The 25187-nt window shown below is 71.6% G+C and carries 26 protein-coding genes and 3 tRNA genes; 16 read left to right on the top strand and 13 right to left on the bottom strand.

Going from position 1 to position 25187, the window contains the following annotated elements:
- Positions 1-7 precede the first annotated feature (7 nt).
- The 9 genes from crtI to LADH09A_RS01940 all read left to right on the top strand — a co-directional run bounded on the left by crtI (position 8) and on the right by LADH09A_RS01940 (position 6809).
- On the top strand, positions 8-1489 hold the full coding sequence (gene crtI / locus LADH09A_RS01895) for a phytoene desaturase family protein (RefSeq protein WP_238642998.1): 1482 nt from the start codon (positions 8-10) through the stop codon (positions 1487-1489).
- Positions 1486-2103, top strand: a complete 618-nt coding sequence (gene idi, locus LADH09A_RS01900) for an isopentenyl-diphosphate Delta-isomerase (RefSeq protein WP_238642999.1) — start codon at positions 1486-1488, stop codon at positions 2101-2103. The genes crtI and idi overlap by 4 nt, the downstream gene beginning before the upstream one ends.
- The gene (locus LADH09A_RS01905; protein WP_238643000.1) at positions 2093-3037 is read left to right on the top strand and encodes a MerR family transcriptional regulator; all 945 of its coding nucleotides are present in this window, start codon (positions 2093-2095) and stop codon (positions 3035-3037) included. Before idi ends, LADH09A_RS01905 begins: the two co-directional genes overlap by 11 nt.
- 76 nt (positions 3038-3113) lie before the next feature.
- Positions 3114-3893, top strand: coding sequence for a polysaccharide deacetylase family protein (locus tag LADH09A_RS01910; protein WP_238643001.1), 780 nt, complete (start codon positions 3114-3116; stop codon positions 3891-3893).
- Between the two features lie 154 nt (positions 3894-4047).
- A tRNA-Glu gene (locus LADH09A_RS01915) sits at positions 4048-4120 on the top strand.
- Between the two features lie 31 nt (positions 4121-4151).
- Positions 4152-4225 (top strand) — tRNA-Asp (locus LADH09A_RS01920).
- 102 nt (positions 4226-4327) lie between these two features.
- Positions 4328-4401: transfer RNA gene (locus LADH09A_RS01925), tRNA-Phe, on the top strand.
- A 635-nt stretch (positions 4402-5036) separates the two neighbouring features.
- Positions 5037-5393, top strand: coding sequence for a hypothetical protein (locus LADH09A_RS01930; RefSeq protein WP_238643002.1), 357 nt, complete (start codon positions 5037-5039; stop codon positions 5391-5393).
- An 891-nt stretch (positions 5394-6284) separates the two neighbouring features.
- Positions 6285-6809, top strand: a complete 525-nt coding sequence (locus LADH09A_RS01940; protein ID WP_238643003.1) for an SRPBCC family protein — start codon at positions 6285-6287, stop codon at positions 6807-6809.
- Between the two features lie 13 nt (positions 6810-6822).
- Here the strand turns inward: LADH09A_RS01940 and LADH09A_RS01945 are convergent, their stop codons facing one another.
- The gene (locus tag LADH09A_RS01945) at positions 6823-7530 is read right to left on the bottom strand and encodes a DUF2786 domain-containing protein (protein ID WP_238643004.1); all 708 of its coding nucleotides are present in this window, start codon (positions 7528-7530) and stop codon (positions 6823-6825) included.
- A gap of 127 nt (positions 7531-7657) precedes the next feature.
- Here LADH09A_RS01945 and LADH09A_RS01950 point away from each other — a divergent pair, with 127 nt between their 5' ends.
- Entirely contained in the window at positions 7658-8098 is a 441-nt protein-coding gene (locus LADH09A_RS01950) for a hypothetical protein (RefSeq protein ID WP_238643005.1), read from the top strand.
- Positions 8099-8155: 57 nt separating this feature from the next.
- On the opposite strand, the gene LADH09A_RS01955 is transcribed toward LADH09A_RS01950, so the two are convergent.
- Entirely contained in the window at positions 8156-8545 is a 390-nt protein-coding gene (locus LADH09A_RS01955; protein WP_238643006.1) for a hypothetical protein, read from the bottom strand.
- Between the two features lie 156 nt (positions 8546-8701).
- On the opposite strand from LADH09A_RS01955, the gene LADH09A_RS01960 reads away from it, so the two are divergent.
- On the top strand, positions 8702-10045 hold the full coding sequence (locus LADH09A_RS01960) for an ABC transporter substrate-binding protein (RefSeq protein ID WP_238643007.1): 1344 nt from the start codon (positions 8702-8704) through the stop codon (positions 10043-10045).
- Between the two features lie 64 nt (positions 10046-10109).
- Here LADH09A_RS01960 and LADH09A_RS01965 read toward each other — a convergent pair whose 3' ends face one another.
- Both LADH09A_RS01965 and LADH09A_RS01970 read right to left on the bottom strand, forming a co-directional pair.
- Positions 10110-10853: an enoyl-CoA hydratase/isomerase family protein gene (locus tag LADH09A_RS01965; RefSeq protein ID WP_238643008.1), complete on the bottom strand. Its 744-nt coding sequence runs from the start codon at positions 10851-10853 to the stop codon at positions 10110-10112.
- 52 nt (positions 10854-10905) lie between these two features.
- On the bottom strand, positions 10906-11763 hold the full coding sequence (locus LADH09A_RS01970) for a 3-hydroxyacyl-CoA dehydrogenase family protein (RefSeq protein ID WP_238643009.1): 858 nt from the start codon (positions 11761-11763) through the stop codon (positions 10906-10908).
- 175 nt (positions 11764-11938) lie between these two features.
- On the opposite strand from LADH09A_RS01970, the gene LADH09A_RS01975 reads away from it, so the two are divergent.
- Positions 11939-12226 (top strand): hypothetical protein, encoded by a 288-nt coding sequence (locus LADH09A_RS01975; RefSeq protein WP_091396025.1) that lies wholly within the window; start codon positions 11939-11941, stop codon positions 12224-12226.
- A 50-nt stretch (positions 12227-12276) separates the two neighbouring features.
- Here LADH09A_RS01975 and LADH09A_RS01980 read toward each other — a convergent pair whose 3' ends face one another.
- A complete protein-coding gene (locus LADH09A_RS01980; protein WP_238643010.1) occupies positions 12277-13056 on the bottom strand; it encodes a class I SAM-dependent methyltransferase in 780 nt (259 codons plus the stop codon).
- Positions 13057-13110: 54 nt separating this feature from the next.
- Here LADH09A_RS01980 and LADH09A_RS01985 point away from each other — a divergent pair, with 54 nt between their 5' ends.
- Complete coding sequence (locus LADH09A_RS01985; RefSeq protein WP_238643011.1) at positions 13111-13500, top strand: PPOX class F420-dependent oxidoreductase; 390 nt, start codon at positions 13111-13113, stop codon at positions 13498-13500.
- A 108-nt stretch (positions 13501-13608) separates the two neighbouring features.
- On the opposite strand, the gene LADH09A_RS01990 is transcribed toward LADH09A_RS01985, so the two are convergent.
- Complete coding sequence (locus tag LADH09A_RS01990) at positions 13609-13818, bottom strand: BldC family transcriptional regulator (protein ID WP_007073996.1); 210 nt, start codon at positions 13816-13818, stop codon at positions 13609-13611.
- A gap of 251 nt (positions 13819-14069) precedes the next feature.
- Entirely contained in the window at positions 14070-14909 is an 840-nt protein-coding gene (locus tag LADH09A_RS01995) for a DUF8083 family protein (protein ID WP_238643044.1), read from the bottom strand.
- A gap of 193 nt (positions 14910-15102) precedes the next feature.
- Here LADH09A_RS01995 and LADH09A_RS02000 point away from each other — a divergent pair, with 193 nt between their 5' ends.
- On the top strand, positions 15103-16185 hold the full coding sequence (locus LADH09A_RS02000; protein WP_238643012.1) for a Glu/Leu/Phe/Val family dehydrogenase: 1083 nt from the start codon (positions 15103-15105) through the stop codon (positions 16183-16185).
- A gap of 301 nt (positions 16186-16486) precedes the next feature.
- Positions 16487-16702: a DUF3073 domain-containing protein gene (locus tag LADH09A_RS02005; RefSeq protein WP_238643013.1), complete on the top strand. Its 216-nt coding sequence runs from the start codon at positions 16487-16489 to the stop codon at positions 16700-16702.
- A gap of 139 nt (positions 16703-16841) precedes the next feature.
- Here LADH09A_RS02005 and amcA read toward each other — a convergent pair whose 3' ends face one another.
- The 5 genes from amcA to LADH09A_RS02030 all read right to left on the bottom strand — a co-directional run bounded on the left by amcA (position 16842) and on the right by LADH09A_RS02030 (position 21541).
- Positions 16842-17069 carry a multiple cyclophane-containing RiPP AmcA gene (gene amcA / locus LADH09A_RS02010; protein WP_088950950.1) on the bottom strand — a complete coding sequence of 76 codons (228 nt, stop codon included), beginning with the start codon at positions 17067-17069 and terminating at the stop codon, positions 16842-16844.
- On the bottom strand, positions 17050-18141 hold the full coding sequence (amcB, locus tag LADH09A_RS02015; RefSeq protein WP_308194454.1) for a cyclophane-forming radical SAM peptide maturase AmcB: 1092 nt from the start codon (positions 18139-18141) through the stop codon (positions 17050-17052). Before amcB ends, amcA begins: the two co-directional genes overlap by 20 nt.
- 126 nt (positions 18142-18267) lie before the next feature.
- Positions 18268-19422, bottom strand: coding sequence for a phosphoribosylformylglycinamidine cyclo-ligase (purM, locus tag LADH09A_RS02020; protein ID WP_238643015.1), 1155 nt, complete (start codon positions 19420-19422; stop codon positions 18268-18270).
- A gap of 59 nt (positions 19423-19481) precedes the next feature.
- Entirely contained in the window at positions 19482-21020 is a 1539-nt protein-coding gene (gene purF, locus LADH09A_RS02025) for an amidophosphoribosyltransferase (RefSeq protein WP_088950947.1), read from the bottom strand.
- Positions 21021-21187: 167 nt separating this feature from the next.
- The gene (locus tag LADH09A_RS02030) at positions 21188-21541 is read right to left on the bottom strand and encodes a sterol carrier family protein (RefSeq protein WP_238643016.1); all 354 of its coding nucleotides are present in this window, start codon (positions 21539-21541) and stop codon (positions 21188-21190) included.
- A 161-nt stretch (positions 21542-21702) separates the two neighbouring features.
- On the opposite strand from LADH09A_RS02030, the gene LADH09A_RS02035 reads away from it, so the two are divergent.
- The gene (locus LADH09A_RS02035) at positions 21703-23754 is read left to right on the top strand and encodes a carboxypeptidase-like regulatory domain-containing protein (protein WP_238643017.1); all 2052 of its coding nucleotides are present in this window, start codon (positions 21703-21705) and stop codon (positions 23752-23754) included.
- Positions 23755-24431: 677 nt separating this feature from the next.
- Here LADH09A_RS02035 and LADH09A_RS02040 read toward each other — a convergent pair.
- Positions 24432-25187: a 2-phosphosulfolactate phosphatase gene (locus LADH09A_RS02040; RefSeq protein ID WP_238643045.1), complete on the bottom strand. Its 756-nt coding sequence runs from the start codon at positions 25185-25187 to the stop codon at positions 24432-24434.

Consider the following 25187-nt stretch of genomic DNA (forward strand, 5'->3'; position numbering starts at 1 on the left):
TGGTCACGTGCGGACGGTGACAGGACGGACGGACCGGGTGGTGGTCGTCGGGGCCGGGCTGGGCGGGCTCGCCTGCGCGCTGCACCTGGCCGGCAGCGGCCGGCAGGTGACCGTGCTGGAACGCGAGCCGGTGCCGGGCGGGCGAGCCGGCCGGCTCGGGGTCGACGGCTACGAGTTCGACACCGGCCCGACCGTGCTCACCATGCCCGACCTGATCGCCGAGGCACTCGGCGCGGTCGGTGAGGAGCTGCGCGACTGGCTCGACCTGACCCCGCTCGACCCTGCCTACCGGGCGTACTACCCGGACGGTTCCACCCTCGACGTGCTCACCGACACCACCCGGATGGCGGCGGAGATCTCCCGGGTCTGCGGGCCGCGCGAGGCCGACGGCTACCTGCGCTTCGTCGAGTACGCGCGGGAGCTGTGGCGCCTTGAGCGCGCCGACTTCATCGAGCGCAACCTGGACGCGCCGACCGACCTGATCACCGGCAACCTGCTCAAGCTGCTGGCCGGTGGGGCCTTCCGCCGCCTCCAAACGAAGATCAACCAGTTCTTCCGGGACCCGCGTACCCAGCGGATCTTCTCCTTCCAGGCGATGTACGCCGGCCTCGCGCCGCACGACGCGCTGGCGATCTACACAGTCATCGCGTACCTCGACTCGGTGGCCGGGGTCTACTTCCCGCGCGGCGGCATCCACGCGGTCTCCAGGGCGATGGCCGGCGCGGCCGAGAAGCACGGCGTGCAGATCCGCTACGGCACCACGGTGACCCGGGTGGAGACCGCCAACGGCCGCGCCACCGGCGTGCTCACCGCCGACGGCGAACTGGTGCCGGCGGACGTGGTGGTGCTCAACCCCGACCTGCCGGTGGCCTACCGGGACCTGCTGCCCGCCGCCCCGCAGCGCCGGCTCACCTACTCACCGTCCTGCGTCGTTCTGCACGTCGGCTCCCGACAGGGATATGACAAGATCGCCCATCACAACATCCACTTCGGACGCGCGTGGAAGGGCACCTTCGATGAGGTCATCCGACGGGGTGAGCTGATGACGGACCCATCGCTGCTGGTGACCAACCCGAGCCGGACCGACCCGTCGGTGGCCCCACCCGACCGGCACACCTACTACGTGCTGGCCCCCGTGCCCAACCTGCACCGGGCCCCGTTCGAGTGGCGCGGCGACCTGACGAAGCGCTACAGCGACCAGCTGATCGGCACCCTGGAGGAGCGCGGCTACGTCGGCTTCGGCGCCGGGGTCGAGGTGCTGCGGGCGATCACCCCGGCCGAGTGGGAGGAGCAGGGCATGGCCGCGGGCACGCCGTTCGCCGCCGCCCACACCCTCTTCCAGACCGGCCCGTTCCGCCCGTCGAACATGCATCGCAAGCTGTCGAACGTGGTCTTCGTCGGCTCCGGCACCCAGCCGGGCGTCGGCGTACCGATGGTGCTCATCTCCGGCAAACTCGCCGCCGGCCGGATCACCGGGGAAGGCCGATGAGCAGCCGCGAGGACCACCTCGTCGAGTTGGTCGACGAGAACGGCGAGGCCCACGGCGAGACGACCGTCGCGGCCGCGCACCAGCCCCCGGGGCAGTTGCACCGGGCCTTCTCGGTGCTGCTGGTCGACTCGGACGGCCAGGTGCTGCTCCAGCGCCGCGCCGCCGTCAAGACCCGGTTCCCGTTGCGCTGGGCCAACGCCTGCTGCGGCCACCCCCGGCCCGGCGAGTCCCTCGCCGAGGCGGCCAACCGGCGGCTACGCGAGGAGCTTGGCGCGGGCCCCGTCGAGCTGACCGAGGTCGGGGTCTACGTCTACTACGCCGAGGACCCGGCGACCGGTCGCGTCGAATTCGAGTACGACCACGTGCTGCGCGGTGATTTCCTACCCGGGGCCCCGCTCCTGCCGGACCCGGACGAGGTTGCCGAGCTGCGGTGGGCCGATCCGGCCGCGCTGGAGGCCGAGCTGGATCTCGACCCCCGGTCGTACGCGCCCTGGCTCGGCGGGGTGGTGGACCGGCTGCTGCGCCCCTCGGGCACGACTGGCACATCCGGCCTAGCCGTGACCCCGCCTGGCTCGTCGGCGGATGACTCGGCGGAGCGGTCGGGTGGTCGATGAGGCGCTGAGCGCGGGCGCGGTCGCACGCAGGTTGGGGGTCGCGGTGACGACCCTCCGCACCTGGCACCAGCGCTACGGGCTCGGGCCCAGTGAGCACATCCCCGGCCACCACCGCCGGTACACCCCGACCGACCTGGCCCGTCTCGAAATCATGCGACGGCTCACCGCCGAGGGGGTGAGCCCCGCCGAGGCGGCCCGCTGGGCTCGCCAGGCACCCGATCCGACACCCAACGGCACCGTCACCCCGGTCCGGATCCCCCCGTCCGGCCGCGACGGCGGTGGCACCATCCCGGTCGGCCGAGCCGGCCCCGCAGCCCGTGGACTGGCCCGGGCCGCCATGCGTCTGGATGCCGCGGCGATCAGCGAGACGATCGCGCGCGCCCTGGCCACCAGCGGGGTCGTCGCCACCTGGGAGGGCCTGCTGCGCCCGGTGCTCGCCGGCATCGGCGAACGCCACGCCGCCACCACCGGCCTGATCGAGGTGGAACACCTGGTGTCCCGCTGCGTCTCGGAGGCTCTCGCGGCGGCCAGTCGGGCCAAGGTTCCCGCCGGCCCAGCCCGGATCCTGCTCTCCTGCGCCGACGAGGAGCAGCACACCCTGCCACTGGAGGCGATGGCCGCCGCGCTCGCGGAGGCCGGGGTGAGCTACCGGATGCTCGGCGCCCGGGTGCCGGTGGCCGCTCTCGTCGAGGCGGTCAACCGGACCGGGCCGGCCGCCGTGGTGCTCTGGTCGCACACCCGGGCCACCGCCGATCCGGCACAGCTCAGCGCATTGCTCGCCGCACCCCGGCGCCCGTTGCTGGCGCTCGCCGCCGGCCCCGGTTGGCGCGCCGACACGCTGCCCGCCGGGGTGGTGCGGCCGGTCGACCTGGCCGAGGCGGTCTCGCTCGCCGTCGCGGTCCGTGACTCCCTGGACCAGTCGAGGCGTGACTGATCGCACTGTCGCCCAATGATCGCGTGAACTACCGTCGGGCGGGTCCGCCTACCCCGACCCCTCCGGGAGCGAGCAGATGCAAGCCCGCGCCTTCCTGGCGTCCGTCCTCGCCGTGGCGCTGGTCCTGTCCGGCTGTGCGGGGCCGGACCACACCATCGCGCCCGCCGCGCCGCACCCGGTGGAATCCACCACCGCGCCCACACCGTCACCGCATCCCACGCTCGCCAAGCCGCCCAAGCCTCCGCTGCGACCGCTGCCGGCCAAGCTCCCGGCCGGCCTGCGGCGCAACACCGGCGTACGCCAGGTGGTCCTGACCTTTGACGACGGGCCCAACCCGACCTGGACGCCCAAGGTGCTCGACCAACTGCGGGCATCCAAGGTGACCGCCACCTTCTGCGTGGTCGGTCGCGAGGTGCAGCGCCACCCGGAGCTGGTCCGGCGGATCGTCCGCGAGGGACACCAGCTCTGCAACCACAGCTGGCGACACGACCTCGACCTCGCCCGACGGCCCGTCAACGAGATCCGGGCCGACCTGGACCGCACGAACAGGGCCATCCAGAAAGCGGCTCCCGGCGCCAAGGTGTCCTTCTACCGCCAGCCGGGCGGCCGGTGGACGCCGGAGGTGCTGACGGTGGCGAAGGATCTCGGCATGCGCCCGCTGCACTGGTCGGTCGACCCACAGGACTGGGACAAGCCGAACGCCGCCACGATCGGCAAGCGGATCCACACCGCGGCCGGCCCCGGTGCCATCGTGCTGCTGCACGACGGGGGTGGCGACCGGGCCGCGACGCTCGCCGCCTGCCCCAGCCTGATCGCCGACCTGAAGAAGCGCTTCGGCATCATCAAACTCCGCTAGACCAGCTTTGACCTGCGGTTATACCTCTCCCGAAGCCCTTGCCGATACCGATTTTGTCGACCGACCGGGCATCACGTATGCTTTCCAAGCCTCCGGCGGGGCCGGATGGGAGCAAGTCCGCTTGAAGTTGCGAGTGTGCAATGATGGCGGGGCCGCCCTCATCGTCTAGCGGCCCAGGACGCCGCCCTTTCAAGGCGGTAGCACGGGTTCGAATCCCGTTGGGGGCACGACCGGCGCAAGCCGGAGCAACACAAGCTAGGTCCTGTGGAGCAGTTGGAGTGCTCGCCGCCCTGTCAAGGCGGAGGTCGCGGGTTCAAGTCCCGTCAGGACCGCAGCGCTGACGCCGCGCATCGCGCGGCGTTCTGCGTATCGGAGCAGGTCGCCCTGCCACCGGTTCGTCCGGTTGCCGGGTAGCATGAGCCGAGCAGCGATACGGCCAGGTAGCTCAGTTGGTACGAGCGTCCGACTGAAAATCGGAAGGTCGGCGGTTCGACCCCGCCCCTGGCCACATAGCCTTTCGCCGGGCTACAGAGGTCCCCACCAGCGGAAACGCAGGTGGGGATCTTGCTGTTTACGGGTGCGGATCCGCCAGTTGCGGAGGTGATTGCCCGATGCGGGTGTGATCCACTCGACTTTCTGGAAATCGGGGCATCAGAGGCGGCGGAATACCGCGCTTTCCTGAAAGACGAGTCGATCATGCGGGGCCACGCGGGTCGGTTGCGCGGCGTCACCGTCTCGGCCGCACGCGCGTCACTGGTCTCGGCCGCACGCGCGTCACTGGGCTCGGCGTCATCGTCTCCGTCGCGCGGGCGTTCACTGGTCTGGCCGCGCAAGGCGTCACTGGTCTCGGCGTCCCTGCTGGCGGTGCTGCGCCACGCCACTCTGGATCGCCTCCCACACGCTGCGCCCGGCCTGCCGCAGTGTCTCTCCCGCCTGCTCGGCCAGTTGCGCTGCGCTCTGTGCCCCGCCCAGCAACCCACCCCCGCCGTCACGATCGCCGGACGGGCTTGGCCCGGGGCCAGCCGAGCGACCAGGTCGGCTCTCAGGCCCCCCGGTAGACGGCCCTGCCGCATCCTCGGCGTTCCGATCCGCGCCGGTCGGCTTCCCCCCACCCGGGCCCGCGGACCGCTGACCCTCGGGGTGATGCCGCTCCCCGTGCCGCTGACCCTCGGGGTGCCGCTGACCCTCGGGGTGCCGCTGACCCTCGGGGTGCCGCTGACCCTCGGGGTGCCGCTGACCCTCGGGGTGCCGGCCCTCGGGGCCACGCTCACCCTCACGCTGCCCGCCGCCTGGGCCGCGCTGCTCCTCGTGCGGCCGACCTTCCGGGCGACGGCCCTCCGGACCGCCGGACTCCGGCTGCGACTTCTCGCCCGGCCCAGGGCCACCAGCTCTAACCCCGGGTCCCCCCGCACTGGGTCCCGGACCTCCGGCAGAGGACCCGGGACCCCCGGCACCCGGCCCCGCGCCACCCGACCCCGCCTCTGGCCCACCCGGACCTGAACCTGGGGCGCCCGGACCCAACCCAGGCCCGCCCGCACCTGGACCTGGGCCGCCCGGCCCCGCACCCGCCCCTGCACCAGGCCCGCCCGCACCTGAACCTGGCCCACCCGGACCTGCACCAGGCCCGCCCGCACCTGAACCTGGCCCACCCGGACCCGCACCAGACCCGCCGTGATCCCCCTTCGACCGGTCCGAACCTGACCGACCCTGGCCCGCACCCAGTTCCGGGCGACCCGGGCCTGGCTGGGCACGGTCGGTGACGGCACCGACCGCGCCCGCCTGCTGACCTGACTCATCCACGCCGTTGGAGCGCCGCGTCGACGCCCGTACCTCAGCAGCCTCCGGCACCAACTGCTGTGCGCCGCGGTTCACGTCGTCGACGGCGGTGCCGGCGGTCCGGGCGAGCGCCTCGATGATCTGTGGGTTGGTGTCGAGCGTGTCGAGCGCCCGGCCCAGGATCCTGGTCAGCTGTTCCAACCGCACCCGCAACTGCGCTTCCGCCTGCACCCCGTTGATGTCCAGCTCGCCGCCGTCGAGGTGCACCCGTACGCCGGCGTCGACCTGGAGCAGGTTGGCCACCCGGGCTCGCAGGGACAGGTCGGCGTCCAAGCCGTCGACGGCCAGCCGGATCGAGTCGACGGAGACCTTCGGGATGTCGAGCAGGACGTCGGGGTCCGGGCTCTCGACGTTCCGGTCCGGTCCTCGCTGTTGCGCGCTCTCGCTCATGATCTCCCGCCCCGCCTGCACACCGTCCCGGTCGTCCGGGCCGTTCGGCGCGGTTACCCGCTTTCCGGCGGGGCATCCCGTCCGTGACGAGTCGGCAACCCTCTGTCTGGAAAAGGCGCCGCGCGAAGCTGCACACCCGGGCATCAGCCGGTATGGTCCGGGCCTATGGGACAGGAAATGACTGATCCGGCCGACATCCGGCAGGACGCCGACCAGTTCTCCCTACGGTGCAGTCTCCTCGTCCCGGGCGCCGCCGAGCACGCGTTCGCGGTCTTCACCGACGAACTGACTGACTGGTGGGTCACCGAGTACACCTGGTCCGGCCCCGACGCTCTCGCGGAGCTGGGCATGGAGCCGCGCGCCGGCGGGATGCTCTACGAGATCGGCCCGTACGGGTTCCGCGCCGACTGGGGCCGGGTGCTCACCTGGGACCCACCGCGGCGGCTGGTCTTCGTCTGGCAGATCGGCCCCGACCGGGCGCCGGTGCCGGACCCGGCCCGGGCCAGCGAGGTCGAGGTGTTGTTTCTTCCCGAAGGGCCGGAGCGCACCCGGGTCGAGCTGGAGCACCGGCACTTCGACCGGCACGGCGAGGCTGCCGAGGGGTACCGCAAGGCGCTCACCGCCGGCTGGCACGAGCTGCTCACCCGCTACGTCGCCACGGTTTCACGCCGCCCCGGCACTCCGGCCTGACGAGCGCTCCGCGTCACCGGCCGAGCCGCCGGTCACCAGCGGCGCGGCCGCCGAGGTCCCGACCACCCAGGTTCGCGCGTTGGCCGGCCTCCGCCCCCGAACCGAAGCCGGTGCCGCCCAGCCGGCGCGGCGGTGCGGTGCGCAGCCGTGGGTACTCCTCGGCGAGCCGTCGCTGCACCCGGTCGGAACGGTCGGCCAGCACCAGCGCCACCGACGGCGTGCCCGACTCGCTGGCCGCCGCCGTCTCGGCAGCCCAGAGCCGGCCCCCGATGACCTCCGCGAAACCGGCGAGCCAGGAGCGGCGGAAGGCGGCGGGGTGGTCGTCCGCCGGCACGGCGGTGGCGGCCAGGCCGTGCGCCGCCTGCACGAGCAGTGAGGTGAAGAGCAGGTCGACCCGTTCCAGGTCGCTGGCGAAGCCGAACAGGTGCAGCGTGAAACCGTTGCCCTGCCGGCGGCGTACGCAGCGGCAGCGCAGTGGCTCGGCGACCGCGGCCAGCAGGCCGACCTTGTCGCGGGCGTACGGGGCGACGACGTCCAGCACCCGGTCACCGACGGGGTCGGTGGTCGGGTCACGTACGGCAAGCAGCGCCCGGTCCACCCCGTAGCGGGCGATCAGCTCGGTCGCCTTGGCGGTGAACGCGGCGGCCTCGGCGGGCGTGCAGGCCGGGTCCTCGGCCTGGGCCAGCAGCTTGCGCACCTTGCTGAGCATCGCCTCGGACATGCCTACAGAGCTACCACATGGGCCGGACATCACCGGGGTCACGCCGGCATTGATCGATAAGTATCATCGTCACGGTCGCATGATCAGTCCGATACGGACGGTCAGTCAGCTTCTTCCGGAGGCCCGCATGTCATCCCCGACCGCTCGCCTGCTCGCCGTCGCCACGGCCACCACACTGCTCTTCGCCGGCACACCCGCCCAGGCGGAGCCGACCACACCGACCGCACCGGTCAGCTCCGGGGCGAACGCGTTCGCCCCGCTGGCCACCTGCTACGGCGGGGCGGTCCGGTCGTACTTCGAGAGCGGCCGCTACGGCGGCTCGGCCGGGCAGTACCGCACCACGACCCGCTGTCGCGACATCAACGTCCGCAACGCCAGCGTGTACGCCACCGAGGCGTGCGTGATCTTCGTGGACAAGACCAGTGCCTGCAACTACTGGACGTACCTGCCGGCCAACTCGGGCTGGATCACGGTGGCGACCGACGTCCGGGACGGGGTCAACTTCCGGGTCCGCTTCGAGAACCTGCGCTACGAGTACGAGCCGCTGATCGCGTACCACGCGTTCTGAGCGGTCCGCGCGGTCGCGGCGTCCGCCCCCCGACGGACGCCGCGAGCCGGCGGCCGGTCACCCTGCACGGCTGCGCAGGGTGGCGATCGTCGAGCCGGCGAGCGTGAGCAGGCAGTCGGGCAGCAGCCCGTCGGCTGCCGCGGCGCCGAACAACGCCTCGCCGGTCGGCTCGTCCCGGTTGGCGTACGCGCTGACGAAGCGGGCCACCCAGCGGGTGTCGTACTCCGCCTGGTCGATTCCCGGGAAGTCCAGGGCCGCACCGCTGGCCGCCGGCGCGTCACCGAGCATCGTCGCGGCCAGGCACCAGGCGACCCCGTACGCGCCGCTCAGGCCGGCCCGGTCGACGACCGCGTCGAACGCTCCCACCACCGCTTCCCCATCCCCGGTCAGCGCTGAGCGGAGCACGGCGGCCGCGTCGTCGAACGTCTGCTGTGGTAGGTCCGTCACCCAGCGCACAGTAGGACGCGTGGTCAAGGCCCCCCGAAGACCGTCACTGTCCGTGTTCAACGCGAGCTACCTGCGCTTTACGCCACCTCCACGGTCCCGCCGTCGGCCTCGGCACGCTAATGTGCGCAGCGGACCTTCGCCGGAGGAAGGACGACCATGCTCGTATCACGCCGCTCGCGGGTGGCCTCACTGGCTGCCTGCGCGACGATCCTGCTCGCCACAAGCGCTTGCGGGGATGACAAGGCCAAGGAGACCAGCGCCCAACAGGTGCGCCTCTACGGCACGGACGGCAACATGCTCAACTCCTACCCTGCGGAGTTGAAGGAACGCGCAAGTCTCGTGGACGGGATGAAGGGCACCACGCCCCTCGTTCCGCTGCCCGAGGACTTCAAGGGCAGGCTACGGACCGTCAATCCGGCGCTGACGGACTACGTGTACTCGGCCGAGACGTACGACGCGGTGGTGATCGCCGTGCTCGCCGCGCAGCTGTCCGGCAGCACGGACCCGGCTGCCATCGCGAAGCAGATCGTCGCGGTGACCAACGACGGGCAGCGCTGCGAGGACCCGGTCAGCTGCCTGACGCTGGCCCGCAACGGCCAGGACATCGAGTACCGCGGCGTCTCGCTGACGCGGGCGGGCTTCACCGACAAGGGTGAGCCGGCCACCGCGAGCTACGCCACGCTGACCTTCGACGGGCAGCAGATCAACGACGGCAAGACCGAGTTCGTCGGTGCGGGCATCGAGTCGGCGGCGAGCACCAAGACGCCGCCGAAGCCGAAGAAGCAGCGCCCGAACGTGCCCGCCGACCAGGAGCCGTTGATCCTGGGCGGTCTGCTGCCCAAGACCGGTGACCTGTCGATCGCGTACCCGCCGATGGCCGCCGGCGCCGCGCTGGCGATCAAGGAGATCAACGCCGCTGGCGGCGCGCTGGGCAAGCCGGTGACGTGGCTGGAGGGCGACGACGGCACCAACCCGGCGGTGGCCAAGGCGACGGTGGCCAAGCACGCGACTGCCGGCGTCAGCGTGATCATCGGCGCGGGTGGTTCGGGCATCTCCCGGGCGGTTCTGCCGGACGTGGTGCAGGCCGGGAAGATCCTCTTCTCCCCGTCCAACACCGACAGCAGCCTGACCGACGTGGACGACGAGGGCCTCTACTTCCGCACTGCCCCGCCGGACAGCCTCCAGGGCCGGGCGCTGGCCGACGTCATCCTCCGCGACGGGTCGCAGAAGATCGTCATCGTGGCGCGCAAGGACTCCTACGGTGAGGGCCTCCAGGGCACCGTCCGTGAGGAGCTGGAGAAGGCCGGTATCGCTGCCGACCGACTCAAGCTGCTGACGTACGAGCCGCCGGCCGACGCCAAGGCGGCCCCTGTCGACTTCAGCCGGGGCGCGAAGGAGATCAAGGACTTCGGCGCGGACGCCGTGCTGATCATCGGCTTCGGTGAGTCGGCCCAGGTGATCCGCGGCCTGGCCGACGCCGAGGTGCAGATCCGGCAGTAGCACGACCACGGGCACACGAAGGCCGCACCGGCGCTTGCCGGTGCGGCCTCTTCGTTTCGAGGAGTCACCGCTGCCGGCGGCGCTCCAGGAACTCGGTCATCCGCCGGTGCTTCTCCTCGTCCTCGAAGAGCACCGCCTGACTGACCAGGTCGAGCTGCGGATGCGCGGCGGCGGGCGCGTCCACCGCGAGCTTGGTCAGCCGCAGCGCCAGCGGGGAGCCCAGGGCGATCTCGTCCAGCAGGGCGTGCGTCGCCGTCAGCAACTCGTCGGGCTCGTCCACCACCCGGTTCACCAGACCGATCCGCAGGGCCTCCGCGGCGTCCACCCGTCGGCCGGTGAAGAGCAGCTCCTTGGCCCGGCCCTCACCGACCAACGCGGGCAGCCGGTGGGTCGCGCCAGCGCCGGCCAGGATGCCCAACCGCACCTCCGGCTGACCGAAGACCGCCCGCGCCGTGCACACCCGCAGATCGCAGGCGTACGCCAGCTCCGCGCCACCGCCCAGCGCCGGGCCGTCGACGGCGGCGACGGTGGGCATCGGCAACGCCCGGATCCGGGCGAAGGCGGCGGAGTTGATCGCGGCGAGGGCATCGGTGCGGCCCCGTTCGCGGAGCTGGCCGATGTCGGCGCCACCCGCGAAGATGCCCGCCGCGCCACCGGTGAGCAGCAGGAGCCGGGGACGCGCCTCCAACTCCGCGCAGACCTGGTGCAGCTCGGCGATCAGGTCGGCGTCGATGGCGTTGCGCTTCTCCGGTCGGTCCAGGGTGACCACCAGCCGGTCCGGCCGTTCCTCGATCCGCAGCCCGCTCACTGCGTCCACCTTGTGTTCGCGACTGCGGGGCTCGCAAGCTCACTCCTCGCGCTCACTGCTTGACCCCGGCGTTCCACTGGTAGAAGCCGTGCCCGGACTTCTTGCCCAACCGCCCCTGGGCCACCATCTCGACGAGCAGGGGCGGCGGTGCGAAGCGGTCGCCGTACGCGGCCTGGAGGGTGCGGGCGATGTCGAGCCGCACGTCGAGGCCGACCAGGTCGGTGAGTTCCAACGGCCCGATCGGGTGCCGGTAGCCCAGCACCATCGCCTTGTCGATGTCGGCCGGGCTGGCCACCCCGTCGGCGACCATCCGGATCGCCTCCAGCCCGAGGGTGACCCCGAGCCGGGAGGTGGCGAAGCCGGGCAGGTCGCGTACGACGACGGGGTCCTTGCCCAGCCGGCCGGCGAGCGCGACGGCCGCGGCCGTGGTCTCCTCGGCGGTAGCCGGGCCGACCACGATCTCCAGCAGGGTCATCGCCCAGACCGGGTTGAAGAAGTGCAGGCCGAGGAAGCGCTCGGGCGCGTCCAGCCCGGCGGCCAGCTCACCGATGGCGATGCTGGAGGTGTTGCTGCCCAGCAGCACGGGGCGCAGGGCGGCGGCGTCCCGCAGCACCGCCCGCTTCAGGTCGAGCCGCTCCGGCACCGCCTCCACGATCACCCCGGGGGCGGGAGCGACATCGGCGAGCGTGGGACGCAGCGTGACCCGCTGCCGGTTCGCGGCGGCCTCGTCGGCGCTCAGCTTCCCGCGCTGCACCGCCCGCTCCCACAGCTCGGCGAGCCGGTTCAGCGCGGAGGCGCCCCGCTCGGGGTCCACCTCGACCAACTCCACGGCGTGCCCGGCCCCGGCCGCCACGTACGCGATGCCGAGCCCCATCGTGCCGGCACCGACGACCACGAAACGATCGCTCATCACGCCTCCCTGTCCCGCCCGCCGACGCGCGGGGTCCCCGCCACGCCGACCGGGGTGTTCCGCCCGCTCCGCTCGCTCATGGTGCGACCCTAGACAGCTCGACGACCCGGCTCATGCGTGGGGGAGCGCGGGATCGGGTAATGACCGCCCGTCAACCGAGGGAAGGACCACCGACATGAGCCAGGCACCGGAGAGCGTCACTGACGGGGAGATCGTGGAGACCCGGGGCGACGAGCGGGTCGAGCTGCTGCGCGCCGACACCAACAACGACGGCAAGACCGACGTGTGGGTGGTGGACACCGACGGCGACGGCAAGGCCGACCTGTTCCAGTTCGACACCGACGGCGACGGCAAGGTGGACATCACCATGGTCGACATCGACGAGGACGGCCAGCCGGACGAGGTGGTCGACGGCGATGGCGGTCTGCCGCCCGAGCAGCTTCCCCCGACCGTCCAGGTCTGAGCCGTACGACGGCCCCCGCCCTCCGTGACGCGGAGCGTGGGGGCCGTCGCTCAGTCGGCGAGCCGCAGGGTGGCCAGGTAGTAGGGCGCGTCGCGGTCGTCCACATCGGTCAACCGCCAGCCGGTGCCGTGCACCAGCGAGGCGAACTCCTCCGCCGAGCAGACCAGATAGTCGAACCACTCGGTGCCCAGCTCCCGGTAGCGCAACCGGAGCCGAAGCTGACCGCCGAGCCGACCCCGACTGCGGTTGCGCTCGTGGTAACTCGTGTGCAGCGGGTCCCGGGTGCCGTACGGGTCGGTGCCGTGCGCGATGATCTGCGCCCCCGGTCGGGCCAGCGCGGCGAGCGCGGCCAGGAACCCGGGGGCACGCTCGCGCCCCTCGAACAGCCCGAGGTTGTTGCCGAGCAGCAGGAACGTGTCGTACCGCTGCCCGTCTGCGACGTGCGTGTCGACGGTGCCGTGCACCAGTCGCCGGACGCCTCGACGCCGACTCACCGCCAGCGCGCCCGCGGAGGTGTCCAGCCCGGTGACCGGTACGCCGCGCTCCTGGAGCAGCAGGGCGATCCGGCCGGCGCCGGTGCCGATGTCCAGCGTCTCGCCGCGGGCCCGTTCCACCGCCCGGTGGTCGTACGGCTGCCAGTCCTGCGGACCGTCGAGATAGTGCGCGGCTGGCGCGCCGTTGATCAGACCGTCGTCCCGTTCGATGATCTCGATGACCGGCCGGGGCAGCCGCCCGCCGACCAGCGGCCGGGGTCCGACCCCGCTGGCCACCGCGAGCGTGTCCCGCAGCAGTTCGCCGACCACGTCACCGATTCGAGGCTCACCCGTCACGGCGTTCACGCTATCTGTCCACTCAGCGGCCGGTAGCGGCCGTATCCTGGCGGCGTGACCACGCTGGACCGGCTGTCGGCTGAGAAGTACATCCTGCTCACGACCTTCCGCAAGGACGGTCGGGCGGTGCCGACCCCGGTCTGGGCGGTACGCGACGGTGAGGCGCTGGCGGTCTGGACCGGGGCCGACTCGGGCAAGGTGAAGCGCATCCGCCACAACGGTGAGGTGACCGTGGCCCCGTGCGACGTGCGGGGACGGCCGCACGGGCCGGAGGTGCCGGCCCACGCGACGATCTACGGCAGCGGCGACACCGGTCGGGTCCGCGACCTGCTCAAGCACAAGTACCGCCTGATCGGTCGACTCAGCCTGCTCGGCAGCCGGCTGCGGCGCGGCGAGGGCGGCACGGTCGGCATCCGGTTGACGCTGACCGAGACGCGGCGCTGAGACGCTGACGAAGACGCGGCGTTGAAGACGCGACGGCGGCGACTGGAGGACGTGGAAAGGGGCGGCGGATCGAGATCCACCGCCCCTTTACCGGAAAACTATTGCCGCTCAGTCGCCCTGCCGCTGCTGCGGGATCTGACCCTGCAACAGCGCCCTGACCTCCGACTCGCGGTATCGACGGTGGCCACCCAGGGTGCGGATGGCACTGAGCTTGCCAGCCTTTGCCCACCGGGTCACCGTCTTCGGGTCGACACGGAACATCGACGCCACCTCGGCCGGCGTGAGTAGCGGCTCTGGTTCGTGCGTTCGCGATGCCATCGGTCACTCCTCCACATGTATAGACATCGGCCGGGGTCCCGCCGGCCGACGCGTCTCCCATGGTCCGGCTAGTCCCCGATGTCCGACATGGGCCGAACGGATGAAGGTCCCTAGACGGACGGATGAACCATGCCCGATTTTTACGACTTTTACACGGCAGAAAGTACCTTATTCGGACTCATGATCACGGTTCGTGATGCGTCAACTACGAGCACACCTCACCTTGGGAGCGCTCCTCGGGCGATATGCCCCTAGTTGCACCGCTCCAGCAACTGCACCGCGCGCCACCGGGCCACCAACGTGTCGTACGCGGCGGACGCCTCCTCGGCCTCACCGCGCGACAGCCCCGCGAGGCCGCTGGCGACCAACTCGGGCGAGTCGTCGGCGGTGAGGGTCTCGTCGGAGAGCAGGTCGACCAGACCGCCGTAGTCCAACTCGACCACCGAGCGCGGATGGAACTCCTCCAGCCAGCGCGCCGCCTCCTCCACCGCCTCGGTGATCGGCGCCTCGCCCACCGACTTGCGCAGCACCGACAGCGCCCGGGAGGACCGGCGACGGGCCTTGGAGATCTCGGTCCGGTAGCGCAGCGCCCGACGGCCCGGCTGGGTGACCAGGTCCCGCTCGGCCGGGTCGAAGAGCACGAACCACCGCAGGGGCACTCCCCAGGTCGCGATCTGCTCGTGCACCCGGGGCACCCCGTGCTCCAGCACCCGGGCACCGCTGCGCCAGTCGTCGACGACCGCCCTGGCCTGGCCGGCCAGCACCGGCGGCACGAAGGCGTCGGCAAGCACCGAGGGCACCCCGTCCCGAGCGCTGAGGGCCGCCTCAGCGACCCGGATGCGCAGGTTCCATGGGCAGACCAGCAGGCTGTCGTCCGTCTCCAGGACGTACGCCTCCTCCGGCAGGTCCGGCAGCCGGGTCCAACCAGCGCCCAGCGCCTCGATCACCGCCGTCCGCTGCCGGCCGGGCCCCTCGACCGGGGCCACCGCCCGGCCCTCCGACACGTAGCGGCGCCAGTAGCTCTGCCGGTCCCGGTCGAAGGCGGTCAACGGTTCGTACACGCGCAGGTAAGAAGCGAAGAGCGACGGCACGGCGCGATCCTCCCACGAACCGAAGCCGTACGCGGTCAGCGGCCGGACCACGCGCGCCGCAACGTGGGACACCGGCGGCGCGTCGAGCGACCTCAGGGCGGCCGATACTAGGCTCGATCACACCGGCAGCATCCCCGCCGGGGTCCACCAGGTCCGCGTCCCACAAGGACGCACACCACTCCAGGAGCCAACCATGGGCGTATTCGCGAGCACCGACGACCCGGGATCGACCGGTCACGAACAGGTCGTGTTCTGCCAGGACAAGCAGAGCGGCCTGAAGGCGATCATCGGGATCTACTCCACCGCGCTGGGGCCGGCGCTGGGCGGCACCCGCTTCTACCCGTACGCCAGCGAGGACGACGCCCTCGCCGACGTGCTCGACCTGTCCCGCGGGATGGCGTACAAGAACGCGCTCGCCGGGCTGGACCTGGGTGGTGGCAAGGCCGTCATCTGGGGTGACCCGGAGCAGATCAAGAGCGAGGCGCTGCTTCGCGCGTACGGGCGGTTCGTGGAGTCGCTGGGCGGTCGCTACTACACCGCGTGCGACGTCGGCACCTACGTGGCGGACATGGACGTCGTGGCCCGGGAGACCCGCTACGTGACCGGCCGCAGCGTGGAGCACGGCGGCGCCGGCGACTCGTCGATCCTCACCGCCTGGGGTGTCTTCCAGGGCATGCGGGCCGCCTCCGAGCACGTCTGGGGCACCCCGAGCCTGCGGGGCCGCCGGGTCGGCGTCGCCGGTCTCGGCAAGGTCGGCAAGTACCTCACCGGCCACCTGCTGGAGGACGGCGCAGAGGTGGTCGCCACCGACGTCAACCCGAAGGCGCTGGCCTGGGTACGCAGCAACCACCCGCAGGTCACCCTGGTGGACGACGCCAGCGCGCTGGTCGCCGCGGACATCGACGTGTACGCGCCGTGCGCGCTCGGCGGCGCCCTGAACGACGACACCGTGCCGGCGCTGCGTGCCAAGGTCGTGGCCGGTGCGGCGAACAACCAGCTCGCCCACCCGGGCATCGAGAAACTGCTGGCCGACCGCGGCATCCTCTACACGCCGGACTACGTGGTCAACGCCGGCGGTGTGATCCAGGTCGCCGACGAGATCGAGGGCTTCAACTTCGATCGGGCGAAGCTGCGGGCAACCCGGATCTACGACACCACCCGCGAGATCCTGCGCCTGGCCGACGCCGAGGGCGTGCCGCCCGCGGTCGCCGCGGACCGGCTGGCCGAGCGACGGATGGCGGACGTCGGCCGCCTGCGGGCGATCCACCTGCGCTGAGCACTCCCGGGGGCGGGTCGACGGGATCCGCCTCCGGGCCACCTGTGCCGGCGTGGCTCGCTAAGCTGAGGCCGGATCGAATTTTGATCCGGTTTGTCCGGTGTCACGGGCGCTAACCGTTCCGCTCCTTACCCGGTACACTGGGTGACGGCCGGATCGACGCGACGCGCAGAGCCGGCTGACGGTAACCCGAGGTGCCGAACGGTGGCATCCCCATGTACCGTAAGAGCCACGAGAGATGCCTGACGTCATCGGGGCCCGCCTTCGGGCTGCCCCGCATTCTGTGCGAGGGGGTCGAGCCATGGGGCGCGGCCGTGCTAAGGCCAAGCAGACAAAGGTGGCCCGGGAGTTGAAGTACCACTCCCCGAACACCGACCTCACCGCCTTGCAGCGCGAACTGGCGGGTGCTGGTAAGTCTGAGCACCACTTCGTCGACGACTCGAAAGAGTCCGTCGATGAGGATGATGAGGATCACGCGGACGACGATCCGGATCCCTGGGTCCGTCCGACCCGCTGACCTCTCGACGCACCTGAGCACGCGGTAACCCCCGCGTGCTCACGCGCGTCCCGTGCAGGTGCAGCTGGCCGACGATCAAGGGGCCTGGCCCGACCGGAGCCACTCCGGCCGCTCGACAGGCCCCTGATCGCGGCTCACTTCAGCGCGGGCGGTTGTTCCAGTTGTAGAAGGTCGGGATGTTCTCGAAGTGGTTCCACGCGCAGACCGCGCTGGCACCGTCCCCGCCGGACACCTCCGAGCGCAGCCGCCGGGCGTCCTCGGCCTCCTGCAGCAGCGCGACGAGCGCAGGAGCCGCCTCCCGCACCCGCTCGTTGACTCCGTCATCCGCCTCGCGCTCAGGCCGCCGGTTACTGGTGCTCTCGGGCATGCTCCAACACTCCATCCAATAGGCGGATCTTGCTGTTGCGGCAGTGCTCGGTCTCCGTACCGTCAAAACGCCCCAGCTCGAAGTAACGGTTGGCGGCGTGGCCACCGCCACAGAAGCCGAAGTAGGGGCAGGACACCCGGCAGGCCTCCACCCCGGCCAGGAACTCCCCCACCCACGGTGTCCCCGCCGCTCGACCGAGAATTTCCGCCAGCGGGGTCTTCAGGACGTTGCCGCTGCTGAAGTCGCCGTAGCGCGGGTCGGTGAAGCCGGCCAACTCCGGGGACAGCACGGTCACCGAGCCGTCGTGACCGATGGTCGGGATCGGGTCCAGTTGGCGGGGCAGCACACCGTCAGCCGAGTTGTCGAGCACCGCCGCGGCGTAGCGCAACGTCCACTCGACCTCGCGCAGGTGGATCCGGGGTTCACGCCGCCACGCCGCGACCAGCTCCGCCCAGAACGCGGTCACCGCCGAGGAGTCGTGGCGGTTGTCGCGGGTGTTGACGCCCTCGGTCTCCTCGATGTTGATGCCCAGCACGTCGCAGCCCAGTTCGAGGAAGTAGTCGTACAACTCGTTGGCGAGCCCCGGCGCGGGCTGCGACACCACGGCCAGGGCGGAGAACGGCAGGCCATGACGGCGCAGCGCCGCGACGCCGCGCAGGATCCGGTCGTACGCCGGCTGGCCGCCCCGGTTGACCCGGTCGCCGTTGCGGGCCCGCGGCCCGTCGACGCTCACGCTCACCCGCATCTCGTGCCGGGCGAAGAAGTCACACCAGTCGTCGTCGATCAGCGTGGCGTTGGTCTGCACGTGGTGCTCGACCTCGGGGCCGAACGGCGCCATCAGGTCGGCCAGGTGCTCCCGGCCGGCCGCCAACGGCTCGCCGCCGTGCCACACCACGGAGAACCGGCCGGCCGTCGCCCACGGGTTGACCGCCGCCGCCACCGCCGCGGCCACCGCCACCGGCATCCGCTGGTCGGTGGCCCGGAACGGCAGGTAGCAGTACGCGCAGTCGAGGTTGCAGAGGGTCGTGGGCTGCATGACGACGTACGACGGGACGGTGGCCAGACCCCGCATCCCGCTGAACGACTGTCCCCGAGCAGCCATCGCCCTCCTCCGCCAAGCCTGAGCCCTTCAGGCTAGGCGGCACAGGCCACTCGGGTGAAGCCCTGATCAGGTGTCCGTACGATCACCGGATAGTGATCATCCTCGGGTGTGCTGACCGACCATCTGCACGTTGCCGGTGCCCTCGATGATCTCGCCGGCCTGCCAGGCCTCGACCCCACGGCCGGTCAGCGTGGCCAGCGCCCGGTCGGCGTCCTCGGCCGACACGATCGCGAACATGCCGACGCCCATGTTGAAGGTCGACTCCATGTCGTGGTCGTCGATCCGACCCTTCGACTGGATCAGGTCGAAGATCGGCTGCGGCTTCCACGTGGAGCGGTTGACCACCGCGTCGACGTGCTCGGGGAGCACCCGGACCAGGTTGCCGGGGATGCCGCCGCCGGTGATGTGGGACAGCGCCCGCACCTCGGCCTCGGCGATCAGCTTGAGGCAGTCCTTGGCGTAGATCTTGGTCGGGGTGAGCAGCTCCTCGCCGAGGGTCCGCTGCCGACCGAAGTCGTCGATGACGATGTCCAGGCGCATACGGGCCGCACCGAGCAGCACGTGCCGGACCAGCGAGTACCCGTTGGAGTGCAGACCCGAGGAGCGCATGGCGATCACCACGTCGCCCACCTCGACCCGGTCCGGGCTGAGGATGTCGGCCTCCTCGACGACACCGACACCGGTCGCCGAGATGTCGTACTCGTCCGGGCGGAGCACGCCGGGGTGCTCCGCGGTCTCCCCGCCCAGCAACGCGCAGCCGGCGTAACGGCAGCCGTCGGCGATGCCCGCACCGATCTCGGCGACCTTGTCCGGGACGACCTCGCCCGTCGCGATGTAGTCGAGCAGGAACAGCGGCTCGGCACCGCAGGCCACCAGGTCGTCCACGACCATGGCCACCAGGTCGATGCCGACCGTGTCGTGGATGTCCATCTGCTGAGCGATCACCAGCTTGGTGCCCACCCCGTCGGTGGAGGACGCCAGGATCGGGCTCTTGTACTTCTTCGTGTCCAGTCGGAACAGACCAGCGAACCCGCCGAGGTCACCCATCACCTCGGGCCGGCGGGTCTGGCGCACCTTCGACTTGAGCAACTCCACGGCGCGGTCGCCCGCGTCGATGGAGACCCCGGCATCGGCGTACGAGACCGAGCGTTTGCGCGCCTGACGGCCAGCGCCGGCCGTCCAGAGCTGGCGGTCGCCGCCGGCGCCGGTCGGGCTGCTTCCTGCGCCACTGCGCTCGGACACGTGCGTCACGGTTCTCCCCTTTGGTTCTCGGTGCCACGCCGGCGGTGGCCGGGCCGCGCCGGTTGGTGCTACGGGCGGTTTGCGGTAACGCCACCCGGAGTGGCGACGAACGAGCCGTTGGTGTGCGGGGCCTCCGGCGCCGAGTTGGCGACCCGTCGGCCCACCCCTTCGAGCACGTGCTTGCCGATCAGGTTGCCGGCCGGCAACTCGATCGGGTACTCCCCATCGAAACACGCCCGACACAGCCTGGTCTTCGGCTGCTCGGTCGCGGCGATCAGGCCAGGAAGCGAGACGTAACCCAGCGTGTCGGCGCCGATGGAACGCCGGATGCCGTCGTTGTCCAACCCGTTGGCCAGCAGCTCCGCCCGGGTGGCGAAGTCGATGCCGTAGAAACACGGCCAGCTGACCGGCGGGGAGGAGATCCGGACGTGCACCTCCAGCGCCCCCGCCTCACGCAACATCCGCACGATGGCGCGCTGGGTGTTGCCGCGCACGATCGAGTCGTCCACGACCACCAACCGCTTGCCCCGGACGTTTTCCCGCAGCGGGTTGAGCTTGAGCCGGATGCCGAGCTGCCGCAGGGTCTGCGACGGCTGGATGAAGGTGCGCCCCACGTACGGGTTCTTCATGAGGCCGGCGCCGTAGGTGATGCCGGACGCCTCCGCGTAGCCGATCGCGGCCGGGGTGCCCGACTCGGGCACCGGGATCACCAGGTCGGCCTCGACCGGGTGTTCCTTGGCCAACTGCCGGCCGATCTGCACCCGCGCCGAGTGGACGTTGCGCCCGGCGATCGTGGCGTCCGGGCGGGCGATGTAGACGTACTCGAAAAGACAGCCCTTCGGCTCCGGCGCGGCGAACCGGGTGGAGCGCAGGCCGTTCTCGTCGATCGCGATCAGCTCGCCCGGCTCGACCTCGCGCACCACGCTGGCACCGACGATGTCCAGTGCGGCCGTCTCACTGGCCACCACCCAGCCCCGCTCCAGGCGGCCGAGCACCAGTGGACGGACGCCGTGCGGATCGCGGGCCGCGTAGAGGGTCGACTCGTCCATGAAGACGAAACTGAACGCGCCACGCAGCTGCGGCAGCACCTCCAGGGCGGCCGCCTCGACCGACAGATCCGGTCGGCTGGCGAGCAGCATCGTCACCAGGGAGGTGTCGTTGGTCGAACCGTCCGCGACGAGGCCGCGCTCGGCGACCTCCTTCTCCAGCTCTGCCGTGTTGACCAGGTTGCCGTTGTGAGCCAACGCGATGGTCGTGCCGGAGGTGGTCGACCGGATCGTCGGCTGGGCGTTCTCCCAGTTCGATGCGCCGGTCGTGGAGTAGCGGGCGTGCCCGATGGCCAGGTGGCCGCGCAGGCTCGCCAGGGTTGGCTCGTCGAAGACCTGGGCCACCAGGCCGAGATCCTTGTAGACCACCACACCCGAGCCATCGCTCACCGCGATGCCCGCCGCCTCCTGGCCGCGGTGCTGCAGGGCGTAGAGGCCGAAGTAGGTCAGATTGGCAACCTCTTCGCCGGGGGCCCAGACGCCGAAGACGCCACAGGCATCCTGGGGGCCAGGTCGTTGGGGGTCAAGGTCGTGGCTCAGCCGGCCGTCGCCTCGGGGCACCTACCGCTCCCTCATGCTGGTCTGGACCGGCCGGGCGGGATCACGGGCGGATCCACACTTCTCTGCCGGGACCACTGTCGTCGCCTGACAGTGTACGCGAATCGCTATCAATACAGATAGTCACGGTTCCTGCGCACGCCGTCACCGTGAGTGGGACTCCGAGATAATTAGAGGGGCAGATACGCCGAGAGGTCCGCGCGGACACCACTCATCTGGACGCGCCCCTCGGCAACCGCGTCGACCCAGTCGATCCCCCCGGTCGCCAAACGCAGCCAGGTGTCGGGAGCCATCTCGACCACGTTTGGCGGGTTTCCCCTGGTGTGTCGAGGTCCGGGTACGCACTGGATCGCCCCGTATGGTGGGACGCGCACCTCAACCGATCGGCCGGGGGCGCGCTCCGCGAGGACGGTCAACAACGACCGGACCGCCTCTCGGAACACCGGCCTTTCGGGCGTACGCCCCTCGTCGAGCGCCGACAACGCCGCCGTAACGGCAGCGGACTTACTGTGCGGAGAGGACACGACGGGACGATACGACCCGCAGGCCAACTACCTGACGCTGGCCCTGGGTCGCGCCGATCCGGTCGGACAAGGCATAGTTGCCGACGGCGTATTCGAACCGTGATGATCCCCGGCCCGGCGCCCCGCCGGTCAGAGGGAAGTCAGCCCGGAAGGCGGTGGACGTGTCAACACACCGACGTGCCTGGAAGCAGCGGGCCGGTGTGGTCGTAGCGCTGGTTGCCGGCGCTCTGCTCGCCGTCCCCGCCACACCAGCCATGGCCGCAGATGTTCAGGTTTCCCCCGGCTCCGTCACCGTCAACGCCGGCAGCGATGCCACGGTCACCGTGCGCGTCACAGGCGGTAACGGCGACAAAGAAGGAAAGATCAGTCTCTCCGGCCTGCCCTCCGGTGTCAGCTGCGCCAGCGGTTGCGGCGATTTCGACTTCCCTGACGGCGGCCTGGGCAACCCGACAAAGTCCGTGCTGGTCAGGATCGCGGCCAACGACAATGCCGGCGACGCGACTGCAAACGTCACGGTCGCCGTCGAGGCCGATTCGAGCCCGGGCACCGCCTCCGTCGCTCTGACGGTCAAGGGCAAGGCAGCCGCGCCGCCGCCGAAGCAGACCGTGCAGTCGGTCTCCGGCAAGGTCGTCGCGCAGGCCGACAGCAAGGCCGTGCCCAACGCGGTGGTCATGCTGCTGGACAGCACCGGCAAGACCTTCGACACCACCAGCGACGGCAGCGGCAACTTCCGCTTCACCGGCACCACGGCCAACCCGATCGCACCGGGCCGGATCGACCTGGGCGCGACCTTCGACAACGTGGTGGCCAGGAAGACCATCAACGCTGCCGCCGGGCAGTCCATCACCGGGCAGCGGATCAGCCTCGCGATCAAGGTCGAGGGGACGCCCAGCCCCACGCCGTCGGCCAGCACCGAGGCCGCTCCCACCGATGAGGCGCTCCCGGAGGGCAACGAGGACCAGGCTGCCGACGACCCCAGCCCAGGTGCTGCGGCGAACGCCTCGAACAACGAGGACAGCGGCGGCGCGGGTAACTACCTGATCATCCTGCTCGGCGGTCTCCTGGTCGCGGCCGGCGTCGGCACCATCGTGCTGCTCTGGATGAAGCGCAAGGAGAACGGCGGCGAGGACGACGACGCGCCCGCGGCGGCTGGCGGCGGTCCGGTCCCACCTGCACGAGGCGGTTTCCGTGGCGCCGAAGAGACCCGCGTGGTCGGTGGACGGCCCGGTGGCGGGGCGGACCCGACCATGGTCGGTGGCGCGGCGCTGAGCGAGGCCCCGACGATGATGCACCGCCCGGTGGTCGACGACGTCCCGCCGGACCCGTACGGTGCGCCGGCGCAGGCGTACGGCGGTGCGGGCCAGCAGGGCTGGGGTGGCGCCGGTTACGGCGACGAGCCAGCAACCGGCGGTTATGGCGCTGGCGGTTACGGCAACGCCCCCGCGTCTGGTGGCGGCTACGGCAACGCGCCCGCCTCCGGTGGCGGCTACGGTGCTCCGGCAGGTGCCGAGGGCGCGTACGGCGCTGGCGCGGCCGGTGACGGCTACGGCGCCGCGCCCGGCTCCGGCGCTGGATACGGCGGTGCGCCGGCCTCCGGTGGCGGCTACGGCAACGCGCCGGCCTCCGGTGGCGGCTACGGCAGCCGTGACTACACCGCCCAGGCCGGGACGGCCGGCTACCCGCCGGCTCCCGCTGGCGGAGCGGCCTACGGGGAGCGGTACGACGAGCCGACCGGCCGCTACACCGGCGACAACACCCAGTACCCGGCTCCGGCCGACCCGTACGCGACCGGCGTCTACCAGCCCGAGCAGGGGCAGGGGTACGGCCAGCCGGACCCGGCCCCGTACGGCGGCCGGGCTGCCGAACCGACCGCAGGGTATGGCGGTCAGCCGGCCGGTGGCTACGACCAGGGTGGTTACGGCCAGCAGGCCGGCGGGTACGACCAGGGCGGATACGGCCAGGAGCCTCCACCGCCGCAGCAGCGCGGCGGCTACGACGACCAGGGCTACGACCAGGGCGGATACGGCCAGCAGGCCGGCGGGTACGACCAGGGCGGATACGGCCAGGAGCCTCCACCGCCGCAGCAGCGCGGCGGCTACGACGAACGGGGCTATGACCAGGGCGGATACGGCCAGCAGGCCGGCCGGGCCCGGCCGGAAACCCCGCCGCCGACCGAGCGGGGCGGCCGACGCCTCGACTGGCTGGACGACTGACCGATCACAACGCACGAAAACGGCCACCCGGCGATCCGGGTGGCCGTTTCGTCGTGGCAGGACAGACGGCGACCCAGGACCGAACCTGCTCCAGCCCCCGCGTTTTTCGGTGCCCACGCCGCGTGAGCCCGCACGCCGCGTCATTGCGCACGCCGCGTCATTGCGCACGCCGCGTCATTGCGCACGCCGCGTCAGTGCCCAACCTTTGGCAAGATCGACTCGCGTTTCAGGAAGTCGCGGCGTCCCAAGGACCTGGAGACCCCGATTTCCTGAAACGCGAGTCGATCACGGCCAGCGGCCGGCCTCCGGCGCGGCCCGGCGGGCAGGCACCCGGTTGCGGCTCGGCAAGCAGACGTGCAGCGCCAGGCGCCCAGTTGCGCCCGGCGAGCAGACGTGCAGCGCCAGGCGCCCAGTTGCGGCCCGGCGAGCAGCGTGCAGCGCCAGGCGCCCGGTTGCGGCTCGGCGAGCAGCCGTGCAGCGCCAGGCGCGGGCAGCGGTCGCGGCCAAGCGGTCGCGGCCAAGCGGACGCGGCCAAGCGGACGCGGCAGGGCGCGGCCAAGTGGGCGGCCGGCATCCGTGCAAGGCCAGGCGGGAAGCAGGCGACCGGGGCGCGGCCAGAGCGGAAAACAGGTCTGAGCGGAAAGCAGGCCCGAGCGGGCGAGGTCCGCACCCCTCGATCAGGCCGCGGAGAAGACGCCCTGGTGCAGCACCGGCACGACCTCCGACACGCCGATCCGGACGGCGACGTCCACGTCCTCGGCGAAGCCGCTCTCGGTCAGCTCCCGCCCGGAGACGCTCCCGCGCACGGCGGCGGGCACGTCGGGAGTGCTGGCCAGCGCGGCAAGCGCCATGGCCGCCTCCACGGACAGCCCGCCCGGCACTCCGGAGAGGGCGTCGAGCACCGAGGCGGCACCGAGTTGGTCCTCCACCGATGGGCGCAGCGAGCCGTCCGGCCACCGCTCCCCCGAGGCGATCACGCCGATCGGGGCATCCGCTGTGCCGTACCCCTGGCGGCGCAGCCAACGCCCGACGGCGGGTGCGTTGCGCAGACACGCCGCGACCACCGGCAGGCCGGTGGCGCTGGCGGCGGCGCTGATGGCGGAGCCGTTGGGTGAGGGCAGGACCAGATCCGCTACCACCGGCGCGGTGCTCAGTGCGGCCGGCGACAGCGACCACGGATGCTCCGCGCTCACCTGCCGCCGCCCCACCGCAGCGGTCGCGCCGACCCGCACGGCGTAGTCCGCGGCCTGTTCGCCCCAGGGGAACGGGTGCACCCTCATGCCACGGGCGACCGCCACCTCCACCGAGGTGGTGAACGAGAGGACGTCCACCACCACCAGTGCCGCGCAGACCCGACCGAGCTCGGCCGCCCCGGTCAGCCCCCAGTCGAACCGGGCACCGGAACCGGGTTGGCCGTGGACGGCGGCCGCCAA

The organism is Micromonospora cabrerizensis (assembly GCF_022230955.1).
Lineage (GTDB): Bacteria > Actinomycetota > Actinomycetes > Mycobacteriales > Micromonosporaceae > Micromonospora > Micromonospora cabrerizensis.

Bases quoted from the DNA above. Each gene is read 5' to 3' on its own strand.
- LADH09A_RS01975 (WP_091396025.1), top strand. From the start codon at position 11,939: ATGAGCCAGGCACCGGAGAGCGTCACTGACGGGGAGATCGTGGAGACC.
- LADH09A_RS01970 (WP_238643009.1), bottom strand. From the start codon at position 11,763: ATGAGCGATCGTTTCGTGGTCGTCGGTGCCGGCACGATGGGGCTCGGC.
- LADH09A_RS01940 (WP_238643003.1), top strand. From the start codon at position 6,285: ATGGGACAGGAAATGACTGATCCGGCCGACATCCGGCAGGACGCCGAC.
- LADH09A_RS01990 (WP_007073996.1), bottom strand. From the start codon at position 13,818: ATGGCATCGCGAACGCACGAACCAGAGCCGCTACTCACGCCGGCCGAG.
- LADH09A_RS01910 (WP_238643001.1), top strand. From the start codon at position 3,114: ATGCAAGCCCGCGCCTTCCTGGCGTCCGTCCTCGCCGTGGCGCTGGTC.
- amcB (WP_308194454.1), bottom strand. From the start codon at position 18,141: ATGCGGGGTCTGGCCACCGTCCCGTCGTACGTCGTCATGCAGCCCACG.
- idi (WP_238642999.1), top strand. From the start codon at position 1,486: ATGAGCAGCCGCGAGGACCACCTCGTCGAGTTGGTCGACGAGAACGGC.
- LADH09A_RS01945 (WP_238643004.1), bottom strand. From the start codon at position 7,530: ATGTCCGAGGCGATGCTCAGCAAGGTGCGCAAGCTGCTGGCCCAGGCC.
- LADH09A_RS01950 (WP_238643005.1), top strand. From the start codon at position 7,658: ATGTCATCCCCGACCGCTCGCCTGCTCGCCGTCGCCACGGCCACCACA.
- LADH09A_RS01960 (WP_238643007.1), top strand. From the start codon at position 8,702: ATGCTCGTATCACGCCGCTCGCGGGTGGCCTCACTGGCTGCCTGCGCG.
- LADH09A_RS01930 (WP_238643002.1), top strand. From the start codon at position 5,037: ATGCCGCTCCCCGTGCCGCTGACCCTCGGGGTGCCGCTGACCCTCGGG.
- LADH09A_RS02005 (WP_238643013.1), top strand. From the start codon at position 16,487: ATGGGGCGCGGCCGTGCTAAGGCCAAGCAGACAAAGGTGGCCCGGGAG.
- LADH09A_RS02000 (WP_238643012.1), top strand. From the start codon at position 15,103: ATGGGCGTATTCGCGAGCACCGACGACCCGGGATCGACCGGTCACGAA.
- amcA (WP_088950950.1), bottom strand. From the start codon at position 17,069: ATGCCCGAGAGCACCAGTAACCGGCGGCCTGAGCGCGAGGCGGATGAC.